At 74.7% G+C, this 1,821-nt stretch carries 1 protein-coding gene and 1 pseudogene; both read right to left on the bottom strand.

Translation table 11 applies throughout. The features are described 5' to 3' along the window. Nucleotides 1–403 (bottom strand): annotated as a pseudogene (locus tag KDL01_RS40860) (GNAT family N-acetyltransferase); the annotation flags it as partial. A gap of 90 nt (nt 404–493) precedes the next feature. Then, nucleotides 494–1,522, bottom strand: coding sequence for a LacI family DNA-binding transcriptional regulator (locus KDL01_RS40855; RefSeq protein ID WP_212534098.1), 1,029 nt, complete (start codon nt 1,520–1,522; stop codon nt 494–496). Nucleotides 1,523–1,821: the final 299 nt, after the last annotated feature.

The following is a 1,821-nucleotide window of genomic DNA, read 5'->3' as shown; positions in this document are numbered from 1 at the left end:
CCCCCTGCCCCGCACCGACCCCGCGCACCGGCGCCTCGAGCGAACGCGCCATGAAGGGCAGCCGCTCCTCCTCCGCCAACCCGGCCGCCGCCAGCCGTTCCCCGAGATCGACGGGTGTCGCGGCCGGGTCCACCCACCACACGAACGGCCGGCCGGCGGCCTTCATCCGGTCCAGCACCTGCCCGATCCGCGCGTCCGCGCTCAGCGGGTCGAAGCGCGCGGCCGCGACGCCGTTGAACGTCGGGTCGTCCAGGCCGCTGTCCGCGAACACCAGGTCGGCGGCCTGTTCGACCAGCGCCCCTGGCATGCCCCGGTGCATCTGCGCCAGGGCCTCGCCGAGATTGCGGGCGACGGCGTCGGCCAGTGCGGGATCGTCCGCCCGCAGGCGCGTGTGGGAGTCCATGCCGCCCGATTCCAGCACCGCGCCGACCAGTGCGCCAGAGTTCTGATGTACCGATCAGGCTACTGATTACGGCGCGGCCCCCGGCCCGGCTCAGCCCCGCCGGGTCGAGCCACGCACCGCCAGCGTGGCCGCGGGCTCGCGCCGATGCCCCGGATCGCCGCCGGCCGTGCGCTCGATCAGCGCCCGGGCCGCCCGCGCCCCGTACGCGCCGACGTCGGTGCTCAGCGCGGTGAGCGGAGGATTGACGAGATGGCAGAGCACGGAGTCGTACCAGGCCGCGATCGCCAGCTGCCCGGGCACCTCCAGGCCCATCCGCTGCGCTTCACCGAGCCCCGACACGGCCATCAGGTCGTTGTCGTAGACCACCGCGGTCGGCCGGGACGCGCGGCCCAGCAGCGTCCGGGTCGCCTGCGCGCCCGCCTCGGCGGTGTAGTCCGCGGCCACGCTCTCGGTCTCGATCCCGGCCTGCCCGGCCGCCCGGGCCAGCGCCGCCGCGCGCAGCCTGGTGTGCCAGAGCTCTGCCATGCCGGTGACGTGCCCGATCCGGGTGTGCCCGAGCTCGGCCAAGTGCTCCACGATGACCTGCGCGTTCGCCGCCTCGTCGGTGAACACGGCCGGCAGCGTGCCCGAGCCCTCCGGCGCGCCGACCACCACCGCGGGCAGCCCGAGCTCCTCGAGCGCCGCCACCCGCGGGTCGTGCACGTGCAGGTCCACCAGCAGCACCCCGTCCACCCGGCGCTGCGCCCACCAGGTGCGGTGCAGCTCGATCTCGGCGCGGTAGTCCTCGGCGACGGTGAACAGCAGCGCCGAACGCTCCTCGGCCAGCTCGCCCTGGATGCCCGCGACGAGCTGCATGAAGAAGGGCTCGACCCCGAGCGTCCCGGCCGGGCGGTCGATGACCAGGCCGAACGCCCCGGCCCGCCCGTCGGTCAGGGCCCGCGCGGCGCTGTTGGGCTGCCAGCCGATCTCCCGCGCGATGGCGAGCACCCGCTCCCGGGTGGCCTGGGAGACGCCCGGCTGGTTGTTGAGCGCGAAGGAGACCGCGGCCTTGGTCAGCCCCGCCCTGGCCGCGATGTCGGCGATGGTCGGCCTGCGTGCGGGACGCGGAGTCGTGGCCACCGCCCTCCCCTTCCTCTGCTCGAGCGCGCCTCGGCCCGGCGGGCCGCGTCCTGACGCGGGACGAGGCAAGACTAGCGGCGGATGTTGACACTTAACCGGTTCAGTGCTTGGCTGACGAGCGGCACGGACGGTACGAATCCAGCCCGTAACTCCTGTGAGGGGTTTCCCAGATGCGCAACGAAGCGCCGAAATCCGGGGTTTCCACCACCCGGCGCAAAGCCCTGATGACGGCCGCCGGAGTGGCCGGCGCGGCCCTGGTCGCCGACTCCCCCGCCGCCCGCGCGGACTCGGCCGCCAGC

This window comes from Actinospica durhamensis, assembly GCF_018139695.1.
Taxonomy (GTDB): Bacteria; Actinomycetota; Actinomycetes; order Streptomycetales; family Catenulisporaceae; genus Actinospica; species Actinospica durhamensis.
Note: the sequence above shows the minus strand (reverse complement) of the source record. Positions and strands in the feature narration are given on the sequence as shown.